This is a genomic window from Streptomyces sp. NPDC091376, assembly GCF_044757085.1.
GTDB classification, from domain to species: Bacteria; Actinomycetota; Actinomycetes; order Streptomycetales; family Streptomycetaceae; genus Streptomyces; species Streptomyces pratisoli.
In genome coordinates this window covers 200,292-221,993 of sequence record NZ_JBIVUF010000008.1, presented here as the reverse complement: position 1 = coordinate 221,993, position 21,702 = coordinate 200,292, and the positions used below count along the sequence as shown (strand labels likewise).

The following is a 21,702-nucleotide window of genomic DNA, read 5'->3' as shown; positions in this document are numbered from 1 at the left end:
GTGATGATTATCGTCTTGATAACATCTGGGCGTGAATGCAGAAGCGAACGCGGCGAACGACGGGGAGCGCGACCCCTTGGACCGGCTGGGGTTCCTCCTGGCCCGGCATGGCGCCATCACGGACAGCCGAGTCCGCCACGCGTTCGAGACCTGCGGACTGGCCCCCCGGGAGGGCGGCACCCTGATCCTGCTGGGCAAGTCCGGTTTCATGAGCCAGCAGGCCCTCGCGGCGGCACTCGAAGTCGACCCCAGCGTGATGGTCGGGATCCTGAACGAACTGGAATCCGCCCGACTCCTGGAACGCCGGCGAGACCCGTCCGACCGCCGCCGGCACATCGTGACCCTCACCGAGGAGGGACGTCGCACCCTCACGAAGGCCCACGAAGCCGTGGCCGACGTGGAGCGGGAACTGTTCGGAGACCTCTCCCCGGAGGAGATCGCCACCCTGCGCGGCCTACTGGCCCGGATCCGGACGAGCCCCGGCGACGCCGCCTGCTCCGAGTAGCGGCAGCGAGACGATGGTCACAGCACCCAAATCCTTGATGCCCATAAATCATCCTGTACCTTAAATCTTGCAGTGCCGCTCCGGTGGGCGCCGCAGGGCGTCCAGGGGTTCGAGCGGAGCCGCCGGGAAGTACTCGCGGCGGGCGGACCGGCCGGGGCCGGCACTGCCAGAGGCCCGCAGAGGGCCGCAGGACCTGCGCCATGCAGGGGCATGGAGGCGCAGGCAGGCCGCATCCAAGGGACGGGGTGGCGGCCGTCGGGCACGGCACCCCGTGTCCGCAGGGGCGGTGTCCCCCGCGCTTTGGGAAGCGCCGGGAGCGGATGCCGCCCCTCGTACCGTCCGGACCCGCGATCACGGCCGAGCGCCGGCCACTGGGGGGCTCAGCGGTCGTGGGCCACTCGCGCCCGGCGGGACATCGCACCGAACGTGCCGGCGTGGAAGCCGACAGATCACCAGCGACCAACCGAGGTTCGCACCTCGCCGACGGGCACCCGGCTTCTGCGACAGACCCGTTGGAGCGGACATGACGCCGACGCCAACCGCCTTGCCGTCACTGCTCGGTACAGACCGGATCCCCCGGAGTGGTACGAACCTTGGCCAGCAGACCGCGGAGCGCCGTCAGCTCCTCGGGCGAGAGGTCGGCGAAGAGCCCGTGCTCAACTTCGGTCACCGCATCCTGGGCCTTGTTCAGCAGGTCGCGCCCCTCCTTCGTGATCGCCACGATGTGGCGGCGACGGTCGGCGGGGTCGCGGCGACGCTCCACGAGCCGTGCGGACTCCAGGTCGTTCAGGATCGCGACCATGATGCTGGGGTCCACTTCGAGCGTCGCGGCGAGGGCCTGCTGACCCATGGACCCCGCCTTGCCCAGCAGCATCAGCGTCGTGCCCTGCCGCAACGCCAAGCCGCACGACTCGAAGGCGTGGTGAACGCGGCTGTTCGCGATGGCGCCGTTTCGCGCCAGCAGGAATCCGAGCTGATCCAGCGGGTCGCTCTCGGCCGCACCGGCCGCGGCTTCGTTCACGGTCATGCCTCCATGCTATCAAAGACGCGATCATTCGGTACGTGCAATCATTGGGCCACTGAAATCATTCCGTCATCGCCGAGGCGCAGCCCTGGCCGGCCCGGTGCCGGCGAAACCGGGCCCCGGGCGGGACGGCGCTTCCGACACCGCGGCGACCACGAACGCCAGCCGGTCCGGCTCGGTGGACGTGTCACCCACGCGGTAGCGTGGCGGGGTGGGCGAGTCCGAGGAGTTGAGCGTGCGGGAGGCGTCCGCCGCCATCTGAATCGCCAATTACTCCGTGACTCCGGCCCGTCGGTGGCGGACTACGCCATTCCGAGCACGAAGAGGGCACCCGCGGCAGCCGCATCGCCCTCACCGACGCGGGACGTGAGGCCATCGCGTAGGCCATGCCGCCGCACCTGACGTACGTGCGGCGCCTCTTCCTCGACGTACTCGGACCTCGGCACTCGGCACCCGGCACTCGATGCGCCGGCCGCCGTGTCGGACTCCGTGCCGGAGAACGTGGTCGGCGGTCGCGGCCAGTGCGGCGCCTACCGCCTGACGTACCGCCCGCCCCACTCTCGGAAACCGCGTGAACAAAGGAAAGACCATGGAGCACGACCAGGGTGCCGGCCCCGTCACCTCGTCCACCGATGACACTCTGTTCGGAGAGGTTCATGTCTCACTGGACACCCGGGAAGGGGTCGTGACCGTCGACGGCGAGGGGATCCCGTCGATCGTCATCCGCCGGGCCGGCGGCACCGAGGCGGACGACCACACCCCGGTCGGCACACGGGACGGCTCACTGCTCTCCCTGGAGATCGCCGGCCGTGCCACCCCGCTCCGCCCGGCCAAGGGCCGGCTGACCCGCAAGTCCTTCCGGACGGACGTCATTCGGGACGACACCACCTATCGCCTGGTGCCGGACTCGATCCCGGGGAGCCGGCTGCTCCGGGACGGGCAGCACATCGGGGACTTCTCGTCGGACGGGGACGGCATCGTCCTGGCCGAGTGGAAGGAAGGCGCGGCGGTGCAGCCGGTGGAGGCCGCGGTCGGATACGCCCTCGCGGTGGCTTTCGGCACCGGGGCGCAGCCCATGTGGATGCTCCTGGTGGACGCCCTCGGCGACTTGTTGCCCGGCTGAACGACGTACGCAGGGGCGGTTCCGGGCTTCACCACCAACGGACGCTCCCGACGCCCTTGTTAGGATCCCCAACGACCAAAGGGGGCAGAATCGGCCTCGTGAGTGGCCGGATACGACATCTTCGATCGATCGCGTGGCATTGCCTCGACAGTCGAGCGGAGGGCGTGAACGCGGCGGGACCGCACGTGCCTCGTAGAGGTGCCTGTCGCCGCGGGAAGCCCCGATGGTCGCTTCGGGCACGACTGTCCTGTGCCGGGACAAGGGGGATGGGAGCCGCCGTGGTGTCCGTGGGAGAGAGACTGAGCAGTGCCCGAGGACGGGCCTTCATCGGCCGGGACGAGGAACTCGTACGCTTCGGGGAGGCTTTGGCCGGCGACCCACAGGCGCCCTTCGCGTTCTATGTGTTCGGGCCGGGCGGTCTCGGCAAGTCGACGCTGCTGCGGCGCCTGGCGGACGACGCTCGTGCGGCGGGCCGGCTGCTCATCGAACTCGACGGCCGCTTCGTCAGCCGGGACCCGGCCGATTTCGAGCACGCGGCCGGCCCTTTCCTGGACGTTCCCGGCACGGTCCTGGTCGTGGACTCCTTCGAGCACTGCCAGTGGCTGGAGAGCTGGCTGTGGCAGCACTTCCTGCCTCGCGCCGCGGACGACACCCTGGTCGTCCTTGCCGGCAGGCTCGCTCCGCAGCCGCAGTGGACCGCCGATCCCGCCTGGGACGGGCTCCTGCACGTGACCGAACTGGAGCCGTTCTCCGAGAAACAGGCCCGGAGCCTGCTGGCCGCGGCGCAGATCCGGCCCGAACTGCGTGAGCGGGTGCTCCGCTTCGCCGCGGGCAACCCGCTGGCGCTGTCCCTCGCGGCGGCCGCAGGGTCGACGGGCTGCGGCAGCGAGGAGATCTGGGCCCCGTCGGCCGACGTCCTGCGAACCCTGTTGGCGGGGTTGATCGGTGAGGTGCCCACGGCGGCACACCGCCGCGCCTTGGAGGTGGCGGCGCAGGCACACTCGACGTCCGAGGAACTGCTCACCGCGGTGCTGCCCGAGGAGGACACTCATCTCCTCTTCTCCTGGCTCAGGGACCTGCCCTTCATGGAGTCCACGCATCGAGGGCTCCATCCGCACGACGCGGCACGCGGAACTCTGGCCGCCGACCTGCGCTGGCGAGCGCCCAACGCCTTTGTGTCGATGCGCCGGCGATTGGCCGAGGAGTACCTGCGCCTGCTGCGCGAGGCGCCCGAGGAGCGGGTGTGGACCGTCACCGATGAGCTTTTCTACCTCTTTCGAGAGGTGGAGACCCTGGCGCGTCTGCGTACCTGGTCCCGCGAGGACGAGGTGCACGACCGTCCGCTGCACCCGGATGACCTCGATCTTGTGCTGCGGATGGCAGAGGAGACCGAGGGGTCCGCCTCCGCGGAACTGGTTCGCTACTGGGCGCAGCGCCAGCCGCAGGCCTTCAGCGTCTACCGGCTCGTGAGCACGGGCCGGATCGTGGCGTTCACGGCCCGACTCGCTCTGCCGGCCCCTCCCGATCCCGAGGACCTGGCCACCGATCCCGTCGTGGCTGCCGCCTGGGAGCACACCGAGGCCACCGCGCCGGTGAGCCCGGGCGAGCACATCGGCATCAGCCGCTTCTCGGTCTACCCCGAGCGGTACCAGGTCCCCTCGCGCGTCATCGACCTGAGCAGTTCCCGTGCCCAGGCGGAGTCCGCTCGTGCGCGCGGCCGAGCGTACGGCTTCGCCGTCTGGCGGGACGCCGATGCCTGGTCCGTGCGCGTCAAGGGCACCCTCGACGACACCGGGGCGCGACCGCGAGTCGGTGAACAGACCTACGGACTGTTCAGCGTCGACTGGCGCGAGGTACCCGTGGAGACCTGGCTCCGGCGCTTCATATCGACCACCGTCGAGCCTGTCCGGTCCGGACCCTCGCCCATCTCTCGTGCCGCGTTCGACCAGGCCGTACGTGAAGCGCTGACGCACTGGCGCGACGCGGGCGCCTTCGCCACCTGTGCCTTGATGCGCGCCCGCCTCGCCGCCGACTTCCCTGATCCCGTCGAGGAGTTGCGCGTCCTGCTGCGCCAGGCCGTCGACGACCTCGCCGGTGACCCGCGCGGAGCACGGGCCCGCGAAGCCCTGACGGCGGGCTACTTCTCCGGTGCGCCCACCCAGGAAGCCGCCGCCCGGCGCCTCGGCCTCCCGTACGGCACCTACCGTCGCCACGTCCGTCAGGGCCTGGACCTGCTCTGCGAAAGCCTGTGGCAGCAGGAGCTGCACGGCCCTCGGTAGCAGCCCTCTGACGCACGCGGATTCACGGCATGTCCACGCTCCAGTCCCAGACCGGCTCGTCCCCCGGCCGCGGGTCGTAGAGCGCCCGCCCGCCGGGCGTGAACCGGCTGAGTTCGGTCGGCAGCGCGGCCCCCGCCGCGATGTCCTGCGCGCTCCAGCCCGTGATGTCGAGCAGCAGGCCGTCAAGGGGACCGCCGACGAGCTCCACGTACGAGCGGCCGGCCACAGGCCCCTGCTCCCCATCATGATCGGCACCGTAGACCCGGCGCACGGCACGTTCCTCGTCCATGGAAACAGCCTCGCAGCCAGGTATGACAACGAACCGTCCCGGCAGCGGCGCAGCACGCGGTTCACACGGCCGACCACTGCTGCACGCCGCCGCGCGCCATCCCCGCTGTCCGCTGGAGCGGGACCGGCCTCAGCGACCGCTGTGCGCTCGCGACCGCCATCGGCGGCCGAGGATGACGACGGCCGAACCCGCGGTCACCGACACGGCGGCGATGCCGCCGAGGGTGATGGCCTGCCTGGTCTGGCGCCCGGAGCCGGTGTTCGCGAGCGTCGTGCCGGACGGATCGGCGGCGGTCGCCGCGGCGCTCCGGGCGGCCCGCTCGATCAGGCGGGTGACCGCACCCGGCTGGGACACCGAGACGGCGTGGGAGGCGTTGACCTCGACGGTGTGCGCGTGGGCGCGCCGGGCCATGAAGCGTTGCGCCGCCGGCGGGATGTTGCGGTCCTCGGTGGTGATCAGAGTCCAGGAAGGGATGGTCTTCCAGGCGGCCTTGGTGGCCTTCTCCTCCAGGGCCGATGCGGCCACGGGGCGCTGAGTGGCGGCCATCAGGTCGGTGACCGACGTGGGAACGTCGGCGGCGAACTGGTCATGGAACTTGTCGGCCTTGATGTACTGGTCGGTGCCGGTGCCACCGCCGGGAAGGGGGAAGGGCACCTTCTTGATGGTGGGCCCGAGCGTGCTCCCGGGGTACTTGGCGGACAGCCCCAGGGAACTCTCCCCCACCGCGGGGGCGAAGGCGGCGACGTAGACCAGCGCCTTGACCTGGGCGTCCCCGACGGCCGCTTCGCTGATCACGGAGCCGCCGTAGGAGTGACCGACCAGCACGACCGGTCCGTGCACGCTCTTCAGCACGCTGTGGATGTACTCCGCGTCACTGGCCAGCCCGCGCAGCGGGTTGGCTGGAGCGATGACCGGATACCCCGCCTGTTGCAGGCGCTGAACCACGCCGTTCCAGCTGGACCCGTCGGCGAAGGCACCGTGCACCAGCACGATGGTGGGTTTCGTGCCGCCGCCTGCGCCACCATCCGCCGCAGCCGGTGCCGCCGGGACCGCGCACAGGGCCGCGACGGCGATTCCTGCCGCCGCGCCGTGGAGACGCCGTGTGGGGCGTCGTATGCCATGGACCGGACTCATGGGGTTCTCGCCTTCCGTTGGCCTACGGCGTTCAGCTTCACTCGTCCGCGGCGGTGAGCCAGCTCGGCCGAGGCAATCGGGTGAAATCGCTACGGCAGTCGGTGCAACTGCTTCCGCGAGAGGCGTGGCGGGCGCTCGCGTCACACGAGCGGGAGCACTGCGTGTGTTCCGCAGGCGCATCGAGGTGGTGCCGGTGGCGCCACCCTGTGCCGTGCAGTCGGCGGCCTCGGCGGTGGAGCTGCCGCTGAAGGTACGCGCGCTCCGCCGCGGGGCCCGTCCGGCGCCGCGGGCAGATCCGGGCGCGACCGTCAGCGACACCGGCGGGCGTTGAGCCGGGCGGCCTGGCGCGTCAGATGGTCTCGCTCCGCGAGGTTGGGTGCCTGGTGGGCCGCCTCGGCGTACAGCCGTGCCGCCGTCGCCCGGTCGCCGTCGCGCTCGTGGAGGTACGCCGCCACCGCGGCGTGGCGGGGCAAGGGGTATCCCCTGCTCGAAGAGCTCGGGGAAGAGGCGTCCAGCGCCGCGAGCGCCGCCAGGCCGGCCCGCGGTCCGTCGGCCTCCCCGACGGCGACCGCGCGGTTGAGCCGGACGACCGGGCTGTCGGTCAGGCGGGTGAGTTCGTCGTACCACTCGACGATCTGCACCCAGTCGGTCTCCTCGGCGGTGGGCGCGTCAGCGTGGAGTGCCGCGATCGCGGCCTGGGCCTGGAACTCGCCCAGCCGGTCGCGGGCGAGCGCCGACTGGAGGATCCACACGCCCTCGGCGATCAGCGTGGTGTCCCATCGGCCGCGGTCCTGCTCGGCGAGCGGCACCAGGCTGCCGTCGGACGCGGTCCGGGCGGCACGCCGGGCGTGGTGGAGCAGCATGAGGGCGAGCAGCCCGGTCACTTCGGGGTGGTCGATGCGGGCCGCGAGCTGCCGGGTGAGCCGGATGGCCTCGGCGGCGAGGTCGACGTCGCCGGAGTAGCCCTCGTTGAACACGAGGTAGAGGACGCGCAGCACGGTGGCGACATCCCCGGGCCGCTCGAAGCGCACGCCGGAGACGGTGCGCTTGGCCCGGCTGATGCGCTGCGCCATGGTCGCCTCCGGCACCAGGTACGCCTCGGCGATCTGGCGAGTGGTGAGACCGCCGACGGCGCGCAGGGTGAGCGCGACCGCGGACGCCGGGGTCAGCGAGGGGTGGGCGCACAGGAAGTAGAGCTGCAGCGTGTCGTCCACCGCGGGCGCGGGCCCGGGTGCCGGTTCCTCGTCGACGAGGTCCTCGCGGCGGCGGCGGGCGGTGTCCGCCCGGGTCGCGTCGAGGAACCGGTGCCAGGCCACGGTGACCAGCCAGCCCTTCGCATCCCGCGGAGGGTCGGCCGGCCAGACGCGGACGGCCTGGAGCAACGCATCCTGCACGGCGTCCTCGGCCGCCGCGAAGTCGGCTCCGCGGCGGACGAGGATCGCGAGCACACCGGGGGTGAGGCTGCGCAGCAGTGCCTCGTCCATGGGTGAGGTCACTCGGTGACGGTGGGCGGCTCGGTCAGGAAGGGGCGCAGCTCCAGCCACTCGTGGATCGGCTCCCCGCCCGCACCCGGGGCGGCCGACAGCTCTCCGGCCAGTTCGAGGGCACGCTCGTAACTGTCGACATCGATCACCATCCACCCGGCGATGAGGTCCTTCGTCTCGGCGAACGGGCCGTCCGTGACCGGCGGGCGGCCCTCGCCGTCGTACCGGACGAACGTGCCGCCGGGGGCGAGCGCCTGGCCGTCGACGAACTCTCCGGTCCCTTCGAGCCGGGCGGCGAAGTCGCGCATGTACTGCACGTGGGCCGAGATCTCCTCCGGCGTCCACTTTTCCATCGGCACGTCGTTGACCGGAGCCGGGGCGCCGCGGTAGTGCTTGAGCAGCAAGTACTTGGCCATGGTGTTCCTCCTCGCCGGTGCGACCCATTGTGGTCGCTTTCACTGCGGGGACGGAGCCGGTCACGGGTTCTCGACATCGCCGCCGGACTTTTCTCGGACTTTCGTGGATCGGCCTGAGGTGAGCCCGCTGCCCAAAAGGATCCGGTCGCCGTGTGACCCTTCTGTAACAGCTCCCGAGAGGGGCTCCTTCGCAGGTCGGCGACCGAACGCGGCTGCTTACACTGTCGAAGTGCCACGAGTCCTCATTGTCGAAGACGACCCGGATGTCCGTAAGGCTGTCGAGCTGGGGATGCGACACCAGGGGCATGACGTCCTCGCCGCCGGAACGGGTGAAGAGGGACTGGAACAGCTCCACCCCTTCCATCCGGACGTCGTCGTCCTGGACCTCATGCTGCCCGGCATGTCCGGCCTCGACGTATGCCGACGGATCAGGGAACGCGACCAGGTGCCGATCATCATGGTGACTGCCAAGGGCGACGACATCGACGTGGTCGTGGGGCTGGAGGCCGGCGCGGACGACTACGTGGTCAAGCCCGTGCAGGCCCGGGTGCTCGACGCGCGAATACGGGCCGTGCTGCGCAGGCAGGACTCGTCGGTCTCCGACGCCGTCCGGCCCAGGGCGGAGTCGCACGGCCTGCTGGTCATCGACCGGGCCGGGCTCACGGTGACGCACCGTGGTGAACCCGTCGCGCTCGCGCCCTCCGAGCTGCGGCTGCTGCTGACCCTGTCGGCCTCGCCCGGCCAGGTGTTCAGCCGCCAGCAGCTGCTGGAAGCGGTCTGGGAGCACAGCTACTACGGCGACATACGGCTCGTGGACGCCTGTGTGAAGCGATTGCGCGGCAAACTCGGCGAACTGGGCGGGGATCCCCACTACATCCAGACCGTACGCGGCTTCGGATACCGCTTCGGTGCCGCGTGAGCGGCCGGACATCCGTACGGGCACGCATGCGCGTACGCGAGCACGAGACCGTCGCAGCCGGGCAGGGCTCCAGGACGGCGAGGTTCTCCCGCGCGATCCTGGCGAAGGTCCCGCTTCCGCTGCGGGGCCTGCGCTCGCGCCTGGTGGTGGCCTTCGTGCTGGTGGCCATGACGAGTGCGCTGAGCACGGGAGCCGTCGCCTTCCGGGAGGCGCGCACGGGGGTGCTGCAGCAGAGCCAGGACTCCGTCATCCGGCAGTTCCGTACGAGCGTCAACGCCGTGGCCGCCCAGCTTCCCCCGGCGCCGAGCCAGACGCACCTGGAGAAGGCGGTCACCCAGGTGCTCCAGGCCAACCCGTCGCAAGGACGGCGGGTACTGGCCACGTACGGCGGCCTCCGCGCCTACGCGGTGAGTGCCGACTTCGACAAGATCAGCCCGCAACTGCGCCGGTCCGTGCACACCCATCGCGCCGCGGTGTTCCAGCGGGTGAACGCCGACGGGCAGCCCTACCTCGTCGTCGGAATGCCGGTCACGTACAACAGCGGCGAAGGCACGGAGTCCAGGCTCTCGGGGACGGTGATGTACCTGGTGGTGCCGCAGAACACCGAACAGGCCTACGTCGAAGCGATCGTCGGCGCCATCAAGCAGGCCACCCTGGTGGCCCTGGGCCTCGCCGTGGTCCTGGCGCTGCTGGCCGCGAGCGGAGTGCTCCGTCCCGTACGGGCGTTGCGCCGGGCGACGCGTCGGATGGCCGAGGGGCATCTCGACGTCCGGCTGGTCGTCAACGGTTCCGACGAACTCGCCGACCTCTCACGGTCCTTCAACCACACGGCGGCAGCCCTGGAGCATTCGGTCGCGGAGCTGCGCCGCCTGGAGGCCCAGGCGCGCCGCTTCGTCGCGGACGTCTCCCACGAACTGCGGACGCCGCTGGCGGCGATGTCAGCGGTCACCGACGTGCTGGACGCGAACGCACGGGAACTCAACCGGGACACCGGCGAGGCGTTGCGGCTCATCAGTGACGGAACCAGTCGGCTGAGCGTGCTGGTGAACGATCTGATGGAGATCTCCCGTTTCGACGCGGGGGCGGCCGAACTCAGCATGGACGAGATCGACCTGGCCGAGTTCGTACAGCACACCCTCGCCGGTCGGGGATGGCAGGGCCGAGTCGAGACCCACCTGCCCTCACCGGGCGCGCTCCGGGCGCGCGTGGACCCGCGTCGGCTCGACGTGGTGATGGCCAATCTGGTGGGCAACGCGCTGCGGCACGGGGCGCCGCCGGTGCGGCTGACCCTGGGCGTGAGAGAGGAGCGGCCGGACGTGGCGTGGGCCGTCATCGAGGTGACCGACAACGGACCTGGCATCGCCGAGGAAGCCTTGCCCCACATCTTCGAGCGCTTCTACAAGGCGAGCACCACACGGACCAGAAGCGAGAGCAGCGGACTGGGTCTGGCCATCACGGCCGAGAACGTGCACCTGCACGGGGGACGTATCAGCGCCGTCAACCTTCCCGGGGGCGGAGCGATGTTCACGGTCGAGCTCCCCCTGCACCGCGCCCCCGCAGCGGCCGATGACGACTCCACCGCGGGTGCCCGGTGAAGGGCTCGCGACGGACGACGCTGCCGGCCGGACTCGCGGCCGCGCTGACGCTGACGCTGTCGGCGTGCGGAGTCCCCCCGTCCGACGTCATCGAGGCCGGCGAACCCGCGAGCGTCGTGCGGCACCCCACTCCGGAGCCCTCGGTGCCGGTCGTCGCCTCCCTCTACTTCCTGGACGACGGCGCTCTGACGGCGTATCCCCGCGACATCGGGGACCCTGCGGACCTCGGGTCCGTCGTGGCCCAGCTGTTCCGCGGACCGACGACAGGGGAGGCCGCGACGGCCATCACGGAACTGCCCCGCCTGACGGACACACCGGGCGTGACGGCCGACGGCGGCAACCGCGTGTCCATCAAGCTCCCCCAAGGTGTCGCTCCCCTCAGCCATCCGGCCATGCTGCAGCTGGCGTGCACGGTGGCTCACGCGAGTGGGCCGTTCGCCGCGCCGCCCGCGGACGCGCAACGGGACGCTGCGCCCACGGCTCCTCCCGTCGATGCGCAACGCTCCCCCGCACACACGAGCGTCCGTGTGCTCGGCGACGGATGGACGCTGACACAGTCGGCCGACTCGTGTCCCGACCTTGGGCAGCCGTAGGAGGAGCCGAGCCCCCGGCGAGCGTCACTCGGCCGGTGTGCCCACCCGCAAGCGGTTGCCGTCGGGATCGCGGAGCTCCACCTCACGCGCCCATGGCGCGGTGATCACCTGCAGCCCGAACTCGGTCGCGACGACGTCGACGTCGCGCACACTCAGATAGACGAGTGTGTCGGGACGGGCGTCGCCCGTGTGCTCGGACAGGAACAGTTTCACGCCGCCGCGCGCGATCTCGACGAAGGCCGGGTATCCGGGCTCGAACCGGTGCTCCCATTGCTTGGCGAACCCGAGGCGCTCGTACCAGGAGACCGCCGCGGCGGCGTCGGCGACCCGGAGGACGGGGATCGCCTCTTCCTCCCTCTGCCCAGCCGGCCGGGCGGGATCGGGCGCGGGATCGGGCACTGACGGCTTCTCCCCGGAGGACTGTGCCGCGAGAGCCGCGTCGGACAGACCGGCGGCGATCCCCGGCCCGTCGACGATGCGCAGCAGGTACGTGTCCATGATCCAGCCGTGCCGGGCGCGCGCTTCGGCGCGGACGCGTCTGATGCGTTCGGCGACCTCCGACAGCCGTCCGGAGACGAGGAGTTCGTCGGGTGTGCCGATGTAGGCGCCCCAGTAGATCCACACACCGTCGCCCTCGACCTCGGTGAAGGACTCCTGGGCGTCGAGCATCACGACGATGTCGCCGTCGTCGTTCAGGCCCACCTCCGGCAGCCTGCGGGCCGGCGTGATGTGGACGGGGCGGCCGACCTGGTTGAGGGTGATGCGGTGCCGTGCCGCGAGCGCGGAGACGCTGCTGATGCCGGGGATCACCTCGACGTCGAAACCGACGGTGCCCCGTCCTTCGATCTCGGCCAGGATGCCGAGGGTGCTGTCGTAGAGGGCGGGGTCGCCCCAGACCAGGAACGCACCGGTCTCCCCCGGGGCCAGCTCGTCCCGAACGAGGCGTTCGTAGACGTCCGCGCGCCGACCGCGCCAGTCCTGGACGGCGGCGGTGTACTCGCTGCGGACCTCCCGGGTGCGGTCGCGCCAGGGGTCGTCCGCTTCGACGACGCGGTACGGCTCGCGGGCGTGCTCGTCGAGCATGCGGTGGCGCAGATCGGTGAGCGAGGACTTCTCCGGACCTTTCCCGAGGACGAAGAAGACGTCGGCCCGGCGCATGGCCTTCACCGCCGCGAGCGTCAGATGGTCCGGGTCACCGGCACCGATGCCGATGACGAGGAGGTGGCGCTGGTCCATGGTCATGGGAGATGGCCTTCTGGGCGAGAGGTCGGGTGCGGCGGCCGGTCCGCCGGCGCTCTTCACGACGGCGGGCCGGCCGCGAACGCACAGGTCAGCGGTGGGTGAACTCGGGTGGCCGCTTGTCCGTGAAGGCGGTCATGCCTTCCTTCTGGTCGGCGGTCGCGAACACGGAGTGGAACAGGCGGCGTTCGAAGCGTACGCCTTCCGTGAGCGTGGTCTCGAAGGCGCGGTTCACGGCCTCCTTCGCCATCATCGCGACCGGGGCGGACATGCCGGCCACGCTCTCGGCGACGGCGAGTGCCTCGCCGAGCAGGTCCTCGGCCGGGACGATGCGGGAGACGAGCCCGGTCCGTTCGGCTTCGTAGGCGTCCATGGTGCGGCCCGTCAGGCGTCACCGCCGCTCACCCCGAACGCACCAGCAAGGTGGCCCGACGACCATCAATGGTCCACGGTTTCCTGAATTCAGGATCGGATGTACTGTCAAGGTGTGCTGACCGTTGCCTCCGACATCGACGTGCTGGCCCGCTTCGGGCGCGCGCTCGCCGACCCGATCCGCTGCCGAGTCCTTCTCGCGTTGCGCCAGGAACCGGCATACCCGGCCGACCTCGCCGACGCGCTCGGCGTCTCCCGGACCCGCCTGTCGAACCACCTGGCCTGCCTTCGGGACTGCGGCCTCGTGGTCACCGTGCCGGACGGGCGCCGCACCCGCTACGAACTCGCCGACGAACGCCTCGGCCGCGCCCTGGACCACCTCCTCGCCGCCGTGGTCGCGGTCGAGAACGACAACACCTGCCCGGATGCCGACGAGAAGGGATGCTGCTGATGGCCGCGACATCCCTCGGCCCCTCCCCGGCCCGCCGCGACGCCCTCGGGAAGCGCATACGACTCCTGGTCGCCGCCACGATCACGTACAACGTCATCGAGGCCGTCGTCGCGATCACCGCCGGAACGATCGCCTCCTCCACCGCGCTGATCGGCTTCGGCCTCGACTCGATCATCGAGGTCTCCTCCGCCGCGGCCGTCGCCTGGCAGTTCTCCGCCCGCGACCACGCACTCCGCGAGGCACGGGAGAAGACCACGCTGCGGATCATCGCCCTCTCCTTCTTCGCCCTCGCCGCCTACGTGAGCGTCGACGCCGTCCGGGCCCTGGCCGGCACCGGCGAGGCCGACCGCTCCGTGCCGGGCATCGTCATCGCCGCCCTGTCCCTGGCGATCATGCCGTTCCTGTCCGTCGCGCAGCGTCGCGCGGGCCGCGAACTCGGCTCCGCCTCCGCGGTCGCGGACTCCAAGCAGACCCTGCTGTGCACCTACCTGTCGGCCGTCCTGCTGGTAGGCCTGGTCCTCAACGCCACGCTCGGCTGGTCCTGGGCCGACCCCATCGCCGCCCTGGTGATTGCCGCTGTCGCGATCAAGGAAGGTCGCGACGCATGGCAGGGCAAGGGCTGCTGCGCACCCGCCGCCCACGCCCACACCCCGACCCCCGTCGGGGCGGTCACGGCCGAGGCGCACGGGTGCGACTGCAAGCCGGGATGCACCTGCTGCTCGTGAACACCGGCTACCGGCCCGTGTGTCGGTGTGTCCGGCGCGGTCTTGCTCCTCCCGGTCCAACTCGGCGTCCCCGATGTGCCCGGCCCGCGGTCACGCCGACGAATCTGCTGTTCAGCAAGCTTTCCGGGCAAGGCCCTCGAATGCGTCCTTGGTCATGGCGCCTTGACGGGTCAACACCTCGCCCGCCGGCACCTGGACCAGTCGATCGACGTCGACGACCTCGGCTACGCCGACGACGGAATCATCCACGTCACCGCCCGGTTCGGCTACATGGAGACGCTCGACGTGCCCCGGGCTCTGTCGATGCTGGACCCGGCCACGACCGGGGACCTCTGCACCTCGACGAGGTGTCCTGCTTCCTGTCCAGGATCGAGCTCCAGCGCGGCAAAGCACCGACCATGGCGCCCTGGCGCAAACGGCTGTTCATCGCCACCTCCTACGTCACCGCCGACGTCGCCGAGCATTTCGGCCTGCCCCGCGACCAAATGGTCATCATGGGCTCGCACATCGAGGTGTGAGCCCCGGAGGGAACGGCGTGAACCGGCCGCTGGGGTCCGGTTGTCGTGGCGACCGGCCTCGGCATGGTGGATGCCGCATGCCGTGAATCGACACTGATCACCGCCTGTCCGTGGTGGGACCCGGCCGGGATTCATGTCGCGATATAGCGCTAGTCTTCTCCTCGCGCCGCTGCCTGCGTCGCGCGGAGACGTTCGACAGGACCAGGACGGAAGCATGTCGGGAGAGATGTCGCCCACCGGGAAGCGCTCCGACTCCGGCTCGTCGCCCGAGCTGCGAGCCTCCCATGCGGACCGGGACCGGGTGGTGGATGTGCTGCGTATCGCGGCAGGGGACGGCCTGCTGACCGCGGACGAGCTGGACGAGCGCCTGGAAGCCGCCCTGTCGGCGCGGAATCTGAGCGAACTGGCTCCGCTCACCGCTGACCTGCCGCCCGTATCGGCTACGGGCGGCCTGACCGGAGCAGAGGTCAAGGACGTCGTCCGGATCGAACAGGTCCACAGCGGCGCGGTCGAGCGCGTGGGGCGCTGGGTGGTACCGCGGAGGCTGGAGCTCGCGGTGCAGTGGTGTGAGGTGACGCTCGACTTCACTGACGCCGTGATCACGCAGGACACCTTGCGGATCGACGTGGACATGGTGGGGAAGACCCTGAAGCTGGTCACGAGGCCGGGCATCGTGGTCGATACCGATGGCCTCCAGCTGGTACACAGCGGGGTCACGTACCGTCGGACTCCGACGAATCCCGGTACGCCGGTCATTCTTCGCGTGGAGCTGGTCGGTCTGAAGGCTCACGGACGCGTGGTCGTCCGGCCCGCGCGTCGGACGTTCGCGCAGTGGCTGCTGCGCAGGCCCACCACTCCTTCTGCGGGCGCTTGACTCCATCGTCGTGACCGTTCGGCGGGGCCGTCGCCGAATCTCCCGAACCCCCTGCCCTGAGCGCTCGACACCGGTGCCACTGACACACCTCTGGCGCCTCCCGTTTCCCCCGTCGGCTCCTTGAGGCGGGCGCTCGTGTCAAAGAGCCGTCAACAGCTCGCTCTCCCTCACCAGGTCACGGCGCCACTGCGGGCACGGCTCGTGGCGGTGACGCTCGCCGACCAGGCCGGGGCGGCCCTGGACACGGCGGGACCGCTCCTGGACGCATGACGACGCATGACGACGCGTGAGCGATCCCGCCCTCATGACGTGGTGGTGGCCGGCAGCTCCTGGCGGGCCGGCGTATGACCGGACGCGAGGCGGAGGGAGAGCACCATGGTCATGCCTCCGCCGGGTGTGTCCTCGGCGGTGAGAGTGCCGCCCATCGCCTCCGCGAATCCCCGGGCGACGGCGAGTCCGAGTCCGACTCCGTTGCCGCCCGGGGCGTCGCCGTATCGCTGGAACGCCGCGAAGATGCGTTCCTTCGCCTCGTCCGGCACGCCCGGGCCACGGTCCACCACCCGGACTTCGACGCGGTCGGCGATGGTACTGGCCGACACCAGTACCTGCGCGTCGTCGGGGCTGTACTTCACCGCGTTCTCGACGATGTTGACGACAGCCCGTTCCAGAAGACCTCGGTCGACCGCGACCATGGGCAGGGTCTCGGGGATGTCCAGCTCCACCGATGCGTCCGGGACGCCGACGAGGGCCATGGGCACGACCTCGTCGAGGTCGCTCTCCCGGATCACGGGCGTGACCGTGGCCGTGTCCAGCCGGGACATGTCGAGCAGATTGCCGACCAGGTTGTCGAGCCGGTCGGTACCGGCCTCTATGCCTTCCAGGAGTTCGGCCCGGTCCTCCTCGGACCACTCGACATCGTCCGAGCGCAGTGAAGTGACCGCGGCCTTTATGGCGGCGAGCGGTGTCCGCAGGTCGTGGCTGACCGCGGCGAGCAGCGACGTGCGGATCTTGTTGCCCTCGGCGAGTTTGCGGGCCACCTCGGCCTCGTCGACCAGGCGCTGGCGGTCGAGTACGACGACGGCCTGGGCGGCGAACGCGCCCAGTACCCGGCGGTCCTCGGCGCGCAGCACCCGGCCGGAGAGCGCCAGCGCCATGTGGTCGCCGATCGGCATGTCGACATCGGCGTGCTCGGGGCGGGCGACCGGCTCCCGCCCGACGCTGCCCGCGCAGGTCCACGGGTCAACGTCCTTCTCGCGCTCCAGCAGGGCGACGGAGTCCATCGAGAACGTCTCCCGGACCCGCTCCAGCAGCGCCTCCACGGTGGTCTCACCGCGCAGCACGCTGCCTGCCAGGAACGACAGCGTCTCCGACTCGGCACGTAGTCGCGCCGCCTGGTGCGTGCGGCGTGCGGCCAGATCCACCACCGACGCGACCGAGATCGCCACGCCGATGAAGATGACGAGCGCGACGAGGTTCCTCGGGTCGGCGATCGTCAGCTGATGGACCGGCGGCGTGAAGTAGTAGTTCAGCAGGAGCGATCCGACGCCCGCGGACGCGAGCGCCGGAACGAGCCCGCCGAGCAGCGCGGCCGCCACGGTCAGCGACAGGAAGAGAAGTACGTCGTTGGCGAGGCCCACATCGGGAGCCACGCTGTTCAGGAACAGTGTCAGCAGGGCCGGCCCCGCGATGCCCACCAGCCATCCCCAGAGGAGCCGCCATCTGCCGAGTCTCGCCCCGCGGGGGATGGGCAGACCACGGCCCTGTCCTGCCTCGCCGTGGGTGACGATGTGGACGTCTAGGTCGGGACCGGACTCCCGGGCCACGGTGGCACTGACTCCTGGTCCGAAGACGGTCTGCCACGAACGGCGACGGCTCACGCCGAGAACGATCTGGGTGGCGTTCACGCCGCGTGCGAAGTCGAGCAACGAGGACGGGACGTCGTCGCCGATGACATGGTGGAAGGAGCCTCCCAGGTCCTCGACGAGCGTCCGCTGGACCGCCAGCTCCTTGGGGGAGGCCGACGTCAAACCGTCGCTGCGGGCGATGTAGACGGCGAGCACCTCGCCGCCGGCGCCCTTCTCGGCGAGCCGGACGGCGCGACGGATCAGCGTGCGGCCCTCGGGGCCGCCGGTCAGGCCCACGACGATGCGCTCACGCGAGCCCCAGATCTTGGAGACCCGGTGCTCGGTCCGGTACTCCTGCAGATACTCGTCGACGCGGTCGGCGACCCAGAGCAGCGCCAGCTCGCGCAGAGCGGTGAGATTGCCGGGGCGGAAGTAGTTGGACAGGGCGGCGTCGACCTTGTCCGGCTTGTAGATGTTGCCGTGCGCCATACGGCGGCGCAGCGCCTGAGGCGACATGTCGACCAGTTCGATCTGGTCGGCCCGTCGGACCACCTCGTCGGGGACGGTCTCCCGCTGGCGTACTCCCGTTATGGACTCGACGACGTCACCGAGTGATTCCAGGTGCTGGATGTTGACGGTGGAGATGACGTCGATCCCGGCGGCGAGGAGTTCCTCGACGTCCTGCCAGCGCTTGGCGTTGCGCGAGCCCGGCACGTTCGTGTGTGCCAGCTCGTCCACCAGGGCGACGGAGGGCCGGCGCTCGAGGGCGGCATCGAGGTCCATCTCGGTGAAGACGGTGTCCCGGTACTCGATCTCGCAGCGCGGGAGCTGCTCCAGACCGTGGAGCATGACCTCGGTTCGCGGCCGGGCATGATGCTCCACGAACGCCACGACGCAGTCGGTGCCACGCTCCGTGCGGCGGTGTGCCTCGGACAGCATCGCGTACGTCTTGCCGACGCCGGGGGCCGCGCCGAGGTAGATCCGAAGTTTGCCGCGTCCCATGGTTCCGATCTTTGGCGTCGAGGGGCTTGTCGAAGGGCTGGTATCAGGGGCTCCGCGGCGACGGACTGCCGGACCGCGGGGATCTCATGTCTCGAAGCGATCGGAACCAACAGAGACAATCGCGTTTCAGCCACGGTTCGGATCGCGTTGACGCGTCCCTTACGGGGTGGGAGACCGTCTTAACGGATCCTCTACGCCTCGCCGGCCGGTCACAGAGGCCTGCGCCCCGTCAGACTTCCCGGTGGGCGTCCGTGCCCGTCCGTCCGGTGACGGCTTCGGCGAACGGCATGGACACGACCATGGTGAGACCCCCTCCTGGCGTGTCCTCGGGCGTGAGGGTGCCGCCCATGGCCTCGGTCAGGCCACGGGCGAGAGCGAGGCCGAGGCCGACTCCCGTGGTGTTGTCGTTGTCCCCCAGCCGCTGGAAGGGTTCGAAGATCCGCTCGCGGTCCGTGGGCGGCAGGCCGGGGCCTCGGTCGACGACGCGGACTTCGACGCGGCCGGCCAGCGCGCTCGCGGTCACCAGCACCGGGTGCTCGGGGGGCGCGTACCTGGCGGCGTTGCTGACCAGGTTGGCGATCACGCGTTCCAGCAGTGGCGGGTCCGCCAGGACGGGCGGGGTCTCCTCCAGTCCGAGGATCACGGGTTGCGCGGTGTCCGGGGGCAGCGAGTCCAGGGCGGAAGGCACGACCTCCTCCAACGGGGTGGGGCACAGGCTCAGCGTGAGCGCACCGGCCTGGAGCCGGCTCATGTCCAGCAGATTGTCGATGAGCCGGCTGAGCCGGGCCATGGACTCGTCGGCGGTGGCCAGCAGTTCGTCCCGTTCCCCGTCAGTGAAGTCCACGTCCGGGCTGCGCAGTGAGCCGACGGCCGCCCATCCGGCAGCCAGCGGGGTTCGCAGATCGTGGCTGACCGCCGCGAGCAGCGCGGTCCGCATCCGGTCGGCCGCCCTGACCGGTTCGACCGCCGCGGCGGCCTCGGCGAGCCGGGCCCGTTCCACGGCCGCGGCGACGTGGGCGGCGAAGGCGGCAAGGACTCTGCGCTCGGATGCGGGGAGCGTGCGGCCGCGCAGCAGGAGGAAGAGGCCGGGGCCCACGGAGATCTGCGTTGCCGCGGGGTCGTCCACCTGCTCCTCGACGAGCTCGGCGGAGTCCATCCCGAACGTCTCCTGGGTCCGGGTGAGCAGCGCCGGTATCGCGTCGTCACCGCGGACGATGGACCCGGCGAGCGAGGACAGGGTCTCCGCCTCGGCCGTGGCCCGGGCGGCGCGGCGGGACAGTTTCAGGGACCGGTCCACGGTCGCGGCCACCGTGCCTGCGACGACGGCGAAGACGCCGAGCGCGAGCATGTTGTCGGGATCGTTGAAGGTGAGCTCGCCGATGGGCGGTATGAACCAGTAGTTGAGCAGCAGGGACGCCGTCAGGGCGGCGACCAGCGCGGAGACGACCCCGCCGATGCAGGCCACACCCGTCACGGTCACGAGGAAGAGCAGTGCCTCGCTGGTCAGGTTGAAGGTGCCGCGGGCCCGGTCCAGGAGGAAGGTGAGCAGGACAGGCAGGAGCAGGCCAGCCACGGGTCCGGCGACCAGCCGTGAGGTGGGCAGCGTTCGTCGCCGGGAAGGCAGCATTCTGCCGTGCCCCGCGCGTTCGTGCGTGACCATGTGGACGTCGATGTCCGAGGAGAGGGCCACGGTCGTCTCGCCGATGCCGAGTCCGGTCAGGAAACGTTCGAGGCGGCCACGCCTGCTGGTGCCGAGGACGAGCTGGGTCGCGTTCTCCGCACGGGCGAACTCCACCAGCGCGCTGGGCACGTCGTCGCCGACGACCGAGTGGTAGCTGCCGCCGAGGGTCTCCACGAGATGCCGCTGGCGAGCCAGTGCGGAGTGCGAGGTGCCGCCGGCGAGGCCGTCGCTTCGTACGATGTGGACGGCGAGCAGTTCGCCGCGGGCCGAGCGGGCGGCGATACGGGCGGCACGACGTATCAGCGTCTCACCCTCCGGTCCGCCGGTCAGAGCGACGACGACCCGTTCGCGGGTCTCCCACACACCACCGATGCCGTGCTCCGAGCGGTAGTTCCGAAGAGCCTCGTCGACCCGGTCGGCGACCCAGAGGAGGGCGAGCTCGCGCAGCGCGGTGAGATTGCCGGTCTGGAAGGAGTTGGCGAGCGAGGCGTCGATCTTGTCGGGCGCGTAGATGTTTCCGTGAGCCATCCTGCGGCGCAGCGCCTCCGGCGGCATGTCCACGAGCTCGATCTGATCGGCGCGGCGTACGACGTCGTCGGGGACCGTCTCGTGCTGCGGCACTCTGGTGATCTTCTCGACCACGTCGTTGAGGGACTCGAGGTGCTGGATGTTGACGGCCGTGACGACGTCGATGCCGGCGGCGAGCAGTTCCTCGACGTCCTGCCAGCGCTTGGCGTTGCGGCAGCCGGGCACGTTGGAGTGGGCGAGTTCGTCGACGACCACCACCTGGGGGCGGCGCCGCAGAACCGCGTCGATGTCGAGAGCGGGGTACGTTCGGCCCCGGTAGTCCCGCTCGGCGCGGGGCAGCACCTCGAGCCCGGCGAGCATCTCCTCGGTGTGCTGACGGCCGTGGCACTCCGCATGGCCGACGACGACATCGGTGCCGCGTCCCGCCCTGCGCCGGGCTTCGTCGAGCATCCGGTACGTCTTGCCCACGCCGGGAGCGGCGCCCAGGAAGACCTTGAGCTTTCCCGGACGCGTCGTGGGCGCGGCGTCCGCCGGCACGTCGAGGTTCAGAACTTCTCCGGGTTGATCAGAGCGGCCACCAGGTAGCCGAGCAGACTGAAGGCGACGACCAGCCCGACGACATTCTCCACACCCATGCGCGATCAACTCTCCTCGTACGCAGACAGTTCGAGACAGCGGGTTGCGATATACGCAACCGCGCCCCGGCCTGGCCGCACACCCACCTTGACGGCTCTCTGGCGCCGCCTGTGGTGATGCTGACGCCGCCTTGATGCGTCCCGTGCGGACAGGATCCGGATTCCGAGGACGGGCAGAGGAGGCGCAGAGGACGAGCAGAGGACGAGCAGAGGACGAGCAGAGGACGAGCAGAGGGCCGTTCCGGTCGCGGACGCCCTCGTGTCCGCGGACCGGGACGGCCCTCTGGGGGAACGAACGGCCTTCCGTGGCCCGTGCACGGCAGCTGTCCGGGCCCCCGTTTCCGGACTGCGCGTACTTCCAGCGGTGACAGTCACTCGCCCTCCACGTCACGCCACGGACGGCCGTCCGCTCCTCCGTGTCGATCATTCTGCGACTGCCCCTGTCACGCGGGGCATCCGCTGACGCGCCCCT

General features: G+C 70.6%; 21 protein-coding genes and 2 pseudogenes. 11 read left to right on the top strand and 12 right to left on the bottom strand.

Features of this window, described 5'->3' with window-relative positions; translation table 11 throughout:
• The first annotated feature begins 31 nt into the window (after positions 1-31).
• Positions 32-505, top strand: coding sequence for a MarR family winged helix-turn-helix transcriptional regulator (locus tag ACIQMR_RS19615; protein WP_401388475.1), 474 nt, complete (start codon positions 32-34; stop codon positions 503-505).
• 550 nt (positions 506-1,055) lie between these two features.
• Here ACIQMR_RS19615 and ACIQMR_RS19610 read toward each other — a convergent pair.
• Entirely contained in the window at positions 1,056-1,532 is a 477-nt protein-coding gene (locus tag ACIQMR_RS19610) for a MarR family winged helix-turn-helix transcriptional regulator (RefSeq protein ID WP_401388472.1), read from the bottom strand.
• A gap of 586 nt (positions 1,533-2,118) precedes the next feature.
• Between ACIQMR_RS19610 and ACIQMR_RS19605 the strand changes: the two genes are divergently transcribed.
• Positions 2,119-2,652 (top strand): hypothetical protein, encoded by a 534-nt coding sequence (locus tag ACIQMR_RS19605; RefSeq protein WP_401388469.1) that lies wholly within the window; start codon positions 2,119-2,121, stop codon positions 2,650-2,652.
• Between the two features lie 287 nt (positions 2,653-2,939).
• On the top strand, positions 2,940-4,931 hold the full coding sequence (locus ACIQMR_RS19600; protein ID WP_401388466.1) for an ATP-binding protein: 1,992 nt from the start codon (positions 2,940-2,942) through the stop codon (positions 4,929-4,931).
• A 22-nt stretch (positions 4,932-4,953) separates the two neighbouring features.
• On the opposite strand, the gene ACIQMR_RS19595 is transcribed toward ACIQMR_RS19600, so the two are convergent.
• The 4 genes from ACIQMR_RS19595 to ACIQMR_RS19580 form a co-directional block, all read right to left on the bottom strand.
• The gene (locus ACIQMR_RS19595; protein WP_401388463.1) at positions 4,954-5,220 is read right to left on the bottom strand and encodes a hypothetical protein; all 267 of its coding nucleotides are present in this window, start codon (positions 5,218-5,220) and stop codon (positions 4,954-4,956) included.
• A 129-nt stretch (positions 5,221-5,349) separates the two neighbouring features.
• A complete protein-coding gene (locus tag ACIQMR_RS19590; protein WP_401388461.1) occupies positions 5,350-6,354 on the bottom strand; it encodes an alpha/beta fold hydrolase in 1,005 nt (334 codons plus the stop codon).
• A gap of 308 nt (positions 6,355-6,662) precedes the next feature.
• Positions 6,663-7,838 (bottom strand): RNA polymerase sigma factor, encoded by a 1,176-nt coding sequence (locus ACIQMR_RS19585; RefSeq protein ID WP_401388886.1) that lies wholly within the window; start codon positions 7,836-7,838, stop codon positions 6,663-6,665.
• Positions 7,839-7,846: 8 nt separating this feature from the next.
• Positions 7,847-8,254, bottom strand: coding sequence for a YciI family protein (locus ACIQMR_RS19580; protein WP_401388458.1), 408 nt, complete (start codon positions 8,252-8,254; stop codon positions 7,847-7,849).
• Positions 8,255-8,483: 229 nt separating this feature from the next.
• On the opposite strand from ACIQMR_RS19580, the gene ACIQMR_RS19575 reads away from it, so the two are divergent.
• Genes ACIQMR_RS19575 through ACIQMR_RS19565 form a run of 3 tightly spaced genes read left to right on the top strand, consistent with a single transcriptional unit; the run spans position 8,484 to position 11,361 of the window.
• Positions 8,484-9,173 (top strand): response regulator, encoded by a 690-nt coding sequence (locus ACIQMR_RS19575; RefSeq protein WP_401388455.1) that lies wholly within the window; start codon positions 8,484-8,486, stop codon positions 9,171-9,173.
• Positions 9,170-10,768, top strand: a complete 1,599-nt coding sequence (locus ACIQMR_RS19570; protein ID WP_401388452.1) for an ATP-binding protein — start codon at positions 9,170-9,172, stop codon at positions 10,766-10,768. Before ACIQMR_RS19575 ends, ACIQMR_RS19570 begins: the two co-directional genes overlap by 4 nt.
• Positions 10,765-11,361: a hypothetical protein gene (locus tag ACIQMR_RS19565; RefSeq protein ID WP_401388449.1), complete on the top strand. Its 597-nt coding sequence runs from the start codon at positions 10,765-10,767 to the stop codon at positions 11,359-11,361. Before ACIQMR_RS19570 ends, ACIQMR_RS19565 begins: the two co-directional genes overlap by 4 nt.
• A gap of 24 nt (positions 11,362-11,385) precedes the next feature.
• Here the strand turns inward: ACIQMR_RS19565 and ACIQMR_RS19560 are convergent, their stop codons facing one another.
• The 3 genes and pseudogenes from ACIQMR_RS19560 to ACIQMR_RS19550 all read right to left on the bottom strand — a co-directional run.
• Complete coding sequence (locus ACIQMR_RS19560; RefSeq protein ID WP_401388883.1) at positions 11,386-11,760, bottom strand: glyoxalase superfamily protein; 375 nt, start codon at positions 11,758-11,760, stop codon at positions 11,386-11,388.
• A gap of 60 nt (positions 11,761-11,820) precedes the next feature.
• Positions 11,821-12,603: pseudogene (cobF, locus tag ACIQMR_RS19555) on the bottom strand (precorrin-6A synthase (deacetylating)); the annotation flags it as partial.
• An 88-nt stretch (positions 12,604-12,691) separates the two neighbouring features.
• Positions 12,692-12,988 (bottom strand): annotated as a pseudogene (locus tag ACIQMR_RS19550) (enoyl-CoA hydratase-related protein); the annotation flags it as partial.
• 99 nt (positions 12,989-13,087) lie between these two features.
• Between ACIQMR_RS19550 and ACIQMR_RS19545 the strand changes: the two are divergent.
• Positions 13,088-13,423, top strand: a complete 336-nt coding sequence (locus tag ACIQMR_RS19545; protein WP_401388448.1) for an ArsR/SmtB family transcription factor — start codon at positions 13,088-13,090, stop codon at positions 13,421-13,423.
• Entirely contained in the window at positions 13,423-14,148 is a 726-nt protein-coding gene (locus ACIQMR_RS19540; protein WP_401388446.1) for a cation transporter, read from the top strand. Before ACIQMR_RS19545 ends, ACIQMR_RS19540 begins: the two co-directional genes overlap by 1 nt.
• A 111-nt stretch (positions 14,149-14,259) precedes the next feature.
• Here ACIQMR_RS19540 and ACIQMR_RS19535 read toward each other — a convergent pair whose 3' ends face one another.
• Positions 14,260-14,397, bottom strand: a complete 138-nt coding sequence (locus ACIQMR_RS19535) for a hypothetical protein (RefSeq protein ID WP_401388443.1) — start codon at positions 14,395-14,397, stop codon at positions 14,260-14,262.
• Between the two features lie 98 nt (positions 14,398-14,495).
• On the opposite strand from ACIQMR_RS19535, the gene ACIQMR_RS19530 reads away from it, so the two are divergent.
• From ACIQMR_RS19530 to ACIQMR_RS19520, 3 genes are all read left to right on the top strand, one after another.
• A complete protein-coding gene (locus tag ACIQMR_RS19530) occupies positions 14,496-14,666 on the top strand; it encodes a hypothetical protein (RefSeq protein WP_401388440.1) in 171 nt (56 codons plus the stop codon).
• A 214-nt stretch (positions 14,667-14,880) separates the two neighbouring features.
• Positions 14,881-15,540: a DUF1707 domain-containing protein gene (locus ACIQMR_RS19525; protein ID WP_401388438.1), complete on the top strand. Its 660-nt coding sequence runs from the start codon at positions 14,881-14,883 to the stop codon at positions 15,538-15,540.
• A 135-nt stretch (positions 15,541-15,675) separates the two neighbouring features.
• Positions 15,676-15,810, top strand: a complete 135-nt coding sequence (locus ACIQMR_RS19520) for a hypothetical protein (RefSeq protein WP_401388436.1) — start codon at positions 15,676-15,678, stop codon at positions 15,808-15,810.
• Positions 15,811-15,842: 32 nt separating this feature from the next.
• On the opposite strand, the gene ACIQMR_RS19515 is transcribed toward ACIQMR_RS19520, so the two are convergent.
• The 3 genes from ACIQMR_RS19515 to kdpF form a co-directional block, all read right to left on the bottom strand.
• Positions 15,843-18,386, bottom strand: coding sequence for an ATP-binding protein (locus tag ACIQMR_RS19515; protein WP_401388433.1), 2,544 nt, complete (start codon positions 18,384-18,386; stop codon positions 15,843-15,845).
• 229 nt (positions 18,387-18,615) lie between these two features.
• Positions 18,616-21,132, bottom strand: coding sequence for an ATP-binding protein (locus ACIQMR_RS19510; RefSeq protein ID WP_401388430.1), 2,517 nt, complete (start codon positions 21,130-21,132; stop codon positions 18,616-18,618).
• An 8-nt stretch (positions 21,133-21,140) separates the two neighbouring features.
• The gene (kdpF, locus tag ACIQMR_RS19505) at positions 21,141-21,230 is read right to left on the bottom strand and encodes a K(+)-transporting ATPase subunit F (RefSeq protein ID WP_401388427.1); all 90 of its coding nucleotides are present in this window, start codon (positions 21,228-21,230) and stop codon (positions 21,141-21,143) included.
• Positions 21,231-21,702: the final 472 nt, after the last annotated feature.